The organism is Mesorhizobium sp. M7D.F.Ca.US.004.01.2.1 (genome assembly GCF_003997785.1).
In the GTDB taxonomy this organism is placed as follows: domain Bacteria; phylum Pseudomonadota; class Alphaproteobacteria; order Rhizobiales; family Rhizobiaceae; genus Mesorhizobium; species Mesorhizobium loti.
This window is the reverse complement of record NZ_RZRQ01000155.1, coordinates 1-5615: the sequence shown is the minus strand read 5'-3', so window position 1 is coordinate 5615 and position 5615 is coordinate 1. Positions and strand designations below refer to the sequence as shown.

The window sequence follows — 5615 nt, the reverse complement described above, 5'->3', positions numbered from 1 at the left end:
ACCGTCTTGATCAGCGTGCCGGTTTTGTTTCCCCCGCCGATCTGCAGGAGATCGCCCAGTGCCACGCCATGTCCGAGCAGGGCGGCCTGCTTTGAAAGCGACGCGTCCGCCAGCATCGGACCGCGCGCGGGCACGGCGTCGGCCGGCACGCCGGCCGCTTCGAACCAGCGCGCCCAGCCCTGACGGTTCTCCTCGTGCAAAAGCGTATAGCGACCAAGATCGATCGGCCTCTCGAGGGCAGGGCCAGAAGCTAGCAGCGCCGGCGACAGAACCGGCGAATCGACTGTCGAGGCAAGCCGCTCAGCCTGGCTGCGCGGCCACGAGCTGGCATGTGCGCTGAAGCGCAAGGCGAGTTCGGGCTGATCGCTGCGGAACTCGATCAGCCTTGGGTCCACTTCGAGAGAGACGTCGATATCGGGCCGCAATTGGCGAAATCGATTGAGCCGGGGCACCAGCCACACGGATGCAAGCGACGGCTCGACACTGACGCGAACCACGGACTGCATCGGCGTCGCCACCAGTTCCCCAAGCAAGGTGTCGATGGCGTCGAAACTCCTGACAAGCTGATCCAGCAGACGCTGGCCTGCATCCGTCAGTTCGACGCGGCGATGGTGACGTTCGAACAGGGGTTGTCGCAGAAAGATTTCGAGCTCGCGGATCTGCCGGCTGATCGCCGCCTGCGAGACGAAAAGCTCCTCGGCGGCCCGGCTGAAGCTCAGATGCCTGCCGGCCGCCTCGAAGCTTCTCAATGCCGTCAGCGGCAAGCGTCCGCGTTTCATTCGCATAACCCAGGATTATCCGAAGTGGAAATTATACTCGTTTGAAGGCGAAGGCCAGCGGCGGTCTAATCGCGTCAAAGGAGATACGACCATGATCCAGTTCCTGAGCATCTTCGGCGATGTCATGCGGATCGCGACGTTCCAATGGCGTAACGAAAGACAGCATGGAAAGCGCGGCGAAGAGCCGGCCAGCCCCGGCTGCTGGACGCCTTCGGTTGACAGGCAGCCGTTTCGCCGTTCCCGCCCATGACGACAGGCAGACAGGCGGGGATTGCGTTCTTCCGCCGAAGCCCACATCTATCGAGCTGGAACGTGATACGGAGACCGCGGTGGATCCGCATGGGCATGCCCATATTGCCAAACCGTCGGGGCGCGGCCGCAACTGGCCCGGCCCGTGGCGCAAGACGCCCGGCCGTCTGCTCGGTACGTCGCTCGTGCGCCTTTATCAGCTGACGCTGTCCGGCTTTGTCGGCAATTCCTGCCGGCATCTGCCGACCTGTTCGGAGTATGCGCATGAGGCGATCGCCCGCCATGGCTTGTGGGCCGGCGGCTGGATGGGGTTTTTCCGCGTGCTGCGCTGCGGGCCATTCGGCACGCACGGCATCGACCGCGTGCCGGAAGCCTTGGCGGAGCGCTACGTCTGGTTCATGCCCTGGCGGTACTGGCGGATCGGCAGCAAGCGTGGCGAAGCGCAGGGCTGATGGCGCCGGTCATGTTCCGGCGGCACTGCGCGTTTACGATCTGGTAGGGTTAACACAAGCCTGCACAAAGACTGCGCATTTGAGACAAAATCGAGACAAGAGACCTCGCTAAGCCGCTCGCGAACACCCTTCTGGAGCGAGCATCAATGCGCAATTTCGACCGTCTTCCCTTCATCTTTGCCGGAATCCTGTTCCTGCTCGCCTGGCTGCTGGGATTTCCGTTGCGCGCGCAATCGGCGCCACTGAAGGACGTCGAATGCACGGTGATCGCTGACGCGGCGAGCGGCACGACGCTTTACCAGGATGGTGTGTGCGACCAGCGGTTCAGCCCGGCTTCGACGTTCAAGGTGCCGCTGTCGCTGATCGGCTACGACAGCGGGATCCTGAACGACGAGCACACGCCGAGCTGGGATTACAAGCCTGAATTCAACGCGGTGAAGCGGGATCAGAAGACAGTCGACCCGGTGGTCTGGGAGCGGGATTCGATCCTGTGGTTCTCCCGGGAAATCACCCGCCGGCTCGGGCAGCAGAGTTTTGCCGGCTACGTCTCGAAATTCGACTACGGCAACGCCGATGTTTCCGGCAACCCCGGTAAGAATGATGGTCTGACCCAGTCCTGGGTGAATTCCTCGCTCAAGATCACGCCGGTCGAGCAGGTCGATTTCCTGCGCAAGCTACTGGCCCGCAAGCTGCCGGTCTCGGCCAAGGCTTACGACATGACATCAGCCATTATCCCGACCTTCCAGGCCGGAGGCTGGACGGTGCAAGGCAAGACCGGCAGCACCAGGCTGCGTAACGACGCCGACAAGGTCCAGGACAAGCGCTCGCTCGGCTGGTTCGTCGGCTGGGCGAACAAGGATGGCCGCCAGATCGTCTTTGCGCGGCTTGTCGTCGACACCAACCGCACCGATATGCCGAAGGGCCTCAAGACCCGGGCCGCGTTCCTGAAGGATCTGCCGCTGCTCATCAAATGAAGGCCTGACACCTGAGCCGGGCTTTACGGCGGCGGAATCTGTCCATAAAAGACAGCCGCCGCCGGACGCATCCGGCTTTTCCCACGACCACCCGCGCTCGTTTGCGGGACTGGATAGGAGATACACATGCTGAATTCCGTTTCCCTGACATTTCCCGACGGCTCCGTTCGCGAATACGACGCGGCGATGACCGGTGCTGGCCTAGCCGAATCGATTTCGAAGTCCTTGGCCAAGAAGGCCGTCGCCTACGCCATCGACGGGACCGTGCGCGACCTCAGTGACCCGCTGGGTAAGTCCGGCAAGGTCGAGATCGTCACCCGCGATGATCCGCGCGCGCTGGAACTGATCCGCCACGACACCGCACACGTGCTGGCGGAAGCCGTGCAGGAGATATGGCCGGGAACGCAGGTGACCATCGGGCCGGTGATCGAGAACGGGTTCTACTACGACTTTGCCCGCAACGAGCCGTTCACGCCTGACGATTTTCCGGTGATCGAGAAGAAGATGCGCGAAATCATTGCGCGCAACAAGCTGTTCACCAAAGAGGTCTGGCCGCGCGACAAGGCGAAAAAAGTGTTTGCCGACAAGGGCGAACGCTACAAGCTCGAGCTGATCGACGCCATTCCCGAGGATCAGGATCTCAAGATCTACGCGCAGGGCGACTGGTTCGACCTTTGCCGTGGCCCGCACATGGCCTCGACCGGGCAGATCGGCAACGCCTTCAAATTGATGAAGGTGGCCGGCGCCTATTGGCGCGGTGACTCGAACAATCCGATGCTGACGCGCATCTACGGCACCGCCTGGGCCGACCAGGCGCAGCTAGAAGCCTACCAGACGATGCTGGAGGAGGCCGAGAAGCGCGACCACAGGAAGATCGGCCGCGAGATGGACCTGTTCCATTTCCAGGAAGAGGGACCGGGCGTCGTCTTCTGGCACGCCAAGGGCTGGAAGATGTTCCAGAATCTGGTCAACTACATGCGCCGCCGCCTCGACGAGCAGGGCTATCAGGAGGTCAACGCACCGCAGGTTCTCGACAAGAGCCTGTGGGAGACGTCAGGCCACTGGGGTTGGTATCGCGACGCCATGTTCAAGGTGACGGTCGCCGGCGACGACACCGATGACGACCGCGTCTTCGCGCTGAAGCCGATGAACTGTCCGGGCCATGTGCAGATATTCAAGCATGGGTTGAAGTCCTATCGCGATCTACCCGTAAAGCTTGCAGAATTCGGCAATGTGCACCGTTACGAGCCGTCCGGAGCACTGCACGGGCTGATGCGCGTGCGCGGCTTTACGCAGGACGATGCGCACATCTTCTGCACCGAGGAACAGCTGGCAGCGGAATGCCTGCGCATCAACGATTTGATCCTGTCGACCTATGCCGATTTCGGTTTTGAAGAAGTCAGCGTCAAGCTGTCGACACGGCCGGACAAGCGCGTCGGCACCGACGAGGCGTGGGATCACGCCGAGGCGATCATGGGCAACGTGTTGGAGACAATCAGGACGCGGTCCGGCAATCGGATCAAGACCTCGATCAATCCGGGCGAGGGTGCCTTCTACGGGCCGAAATTCGAGTATGTGCTGAAGGATGCCATCGGTCGCGAATGGCAGTGCGGCACGACGCAGGTCGACTTCAACCTGCCGGAACGGTTTGGCGCCTTCTATATCGGCTCGGATTCCGAGAAGAAGCAGCCGGTCATGGTGCACCGCGCCATCTGCGGTTCGATGGAGCGCTTCCTCGGCATCCTGATCGAACACTATTCCGGCCATTTCCCGCTGTGGTTCGCGCCGCTGCAGGTGGTGGTGGCGACGATCACGTCGGACGCCGACGGCTATGCGACCGAGGTGGTGGCAAGGCTGAAGGCCGCCGGGCTGTTGGCGGAAGCGGATCTGCGCAACGAGAAGATCAACTACAAGGTCCGCGAGCACAGCCTGGCCAAGGTTCCGGTCATCCTCGTCTGCGGCAAGCGTGAGGCGGAAGAGCAGACGGTCAACATGCGCCGGCTGGGCTCACGCGACCAGGAATCGCTTGGCCTCGACCAGGCGATCGCGCAGTTGACCGAAGAGGCCATGACACCTGATCGCCGCCGCAAACGCGCTGCGTAATCGGCACAGTTCCGACGACATGGCGGTGGAGCGATCCACCGCCATTTTCATATCCCTGTCACGCCGACCTTGTAACGAGCCCCTATGCTCAAGCTGAAATTTCGCGAACGACCCTTTCCCGAGCTTTCCTATGCCAATCCGCGCCAGCCGGCGCTGACGCGCTGGTTCATTCATTCGGTCGAGGGCCTGTCGGGCCGCGACCGCTACACCGCGCTCTATGATTTCTGGCGCCGCCAGGTCGTGCCGACCGGTGAACGCGTGTTCAGCCGCATGCTCGACCTGATCGACGTCCGGGTGCGGACATCAGATCAATGGCCGCCCGCACAATTGCCGGATACGCCGCTGGTGATCGTCGCCAATCATCCGTTCGGCATCGGTGACGGCATTGCCGTGCTGTCGCTGGCCGAGCAGCTCGGACGACCGTTCCGGGTGATGATCCACAAGGATCTGCTCAAGATCCGCGAGATGGAGCCTTACTCGCTGCCGATCGACTTCTCCGAGACCAAGGACGCGCTCAAGAACAACATGGCCGTGCGCCATGAAGCGGTGCGGTTGCTGAAAGAGGGCGTCACCATCGTGGTGTTTCCGGCCGGCGGTGTCGCCACCGCGCCGAAGGGCTTTGGCCGGGCGCGCGACCTGCCGTGGAAGATGTTTCCGGCCCGTCTCGTCCAGGACGCCAAGGCGTCGGTCATTCCGATGCATTTTTCCGGGCAGAACGGCAGGCTGTTCCATCTGGTCAGCGGGCCGATGAACATGGCCGAGCGCGACGGCCGGGTGGCGAAATTCGTCGGCAAGGCCTCGCTGACCTTGCGCACGTCGCTGCTCATCCATGAATTCGCGCGGCTGTCCGGCAAGGCGATCGACGTGCGCGTCGGCGATGTGCTGAACTGGAGCGAACTGGAGCCGTTGCGCGACCGCAAGGCGTTGCTCGACCGGCTTTATCGCGGCGTGTTCGACCTGGCGCCAGTCGTGGCGCGCCGGCGCATTCCGTTCCTGCCGGCGCGGACCAAGCTGGCGGCCTGAAGTCAGAAGCGGTTAGTCCGCGCCTTCTTCAGGAT

Annotated in this window: 6 protein-coding genes; 5 read left to right on the top strand and 1 reads right to left on the bottom strand. The window is 62.5% G+C overall.

Annotation, left to right across the window (positions count from 1 at the left end; genetic code table 11):
* A partial coding sequence (locus EN993_RS20405) for a LysR family transcriptional regulator (RefSeq protein ID WP_245468923.1) occupies positions 1 to 779 on the bottom strand: 779 nt, incomplete at its 3' end.
* Positions 780 to 870: 91 nt separating this feature from the next.
* On the opposite strand from EN993_RS20405, the gene EN993_RS20400 reads away from it, so the two are divergent.
* The 5 genes from EN993_RS20400 to EN993_RS20380 all read left to right on the top strand — a co-directional run bounded on the left by EN993_RS20400 (position 871) and on the right by EN993_RS20380 (position 5580).
* A complete protein-coding gene (locus tag EN993_RS20400; RefSeq protein ID WP_109671530.1) occupies positions 871 to 1029 on the top strand; it encodes a hypothetical protein in 159 nt (52 codons plus the stop codon).
* Positions 1030 to 1108: 79 nt separating this feature from the next.
* Complete coding sequence (gene yidD / locus EN993_RS20395) at positions 1109 to 1480, top strand: membrane protein insertion efficiency factor YidD (protein WP_109671529.1); 372 nt, start codon at positions 1109 to 1111, stop codon at positions 1478 to 1480.
* Positions 1481 to 1626: 146 nt separating this feature from the next.
* Positions 1627 to 2454 carry a class D beta-lactamase gene (gene blaOXA / locus EN993_RS20390; RefSeq protein WP_109671528.1) on the top strand — a complete coding sequence of 276 codons (828 nt, stop codon included), beginning with the start codon at positions 1627 to 1629 and terminating at the stop codon, positions 2452 to 2454.
* Positions 2455 to 2580: 126 nt separating this feature from the next.
* Positions 2581 to 4557 carry a threonine--tRNA ligase gene (gene thrS / locus EN993_RS20385; protein WP_127264653.1) on the top strand — a complete coding sequence of 659 codons (1977 nt, stop codon included), beginning with the start codon at positions 2581 to 2583 and terminating at the stop codon, positions 4555 to 4557.
* A gap of 84 nt (positions 4558 to 4641) precedes the next feature.
* Positions 4642 to 5580 carry a GNAT family N-acetyltransferase gene (locus tag EN993_RS20380; RefSeq protein ID WP_109671526.1) on the top strand — a complete coding sequence of 313 codons (939 nt, stop codon included), beginning with the start codon at positions 4642 to 4644 and terminating at the stop codon, positions 5578 to 5580.
* The last annotated feature ends 35 nt before the right edge of the window (positions 5581 to 5615 follow it).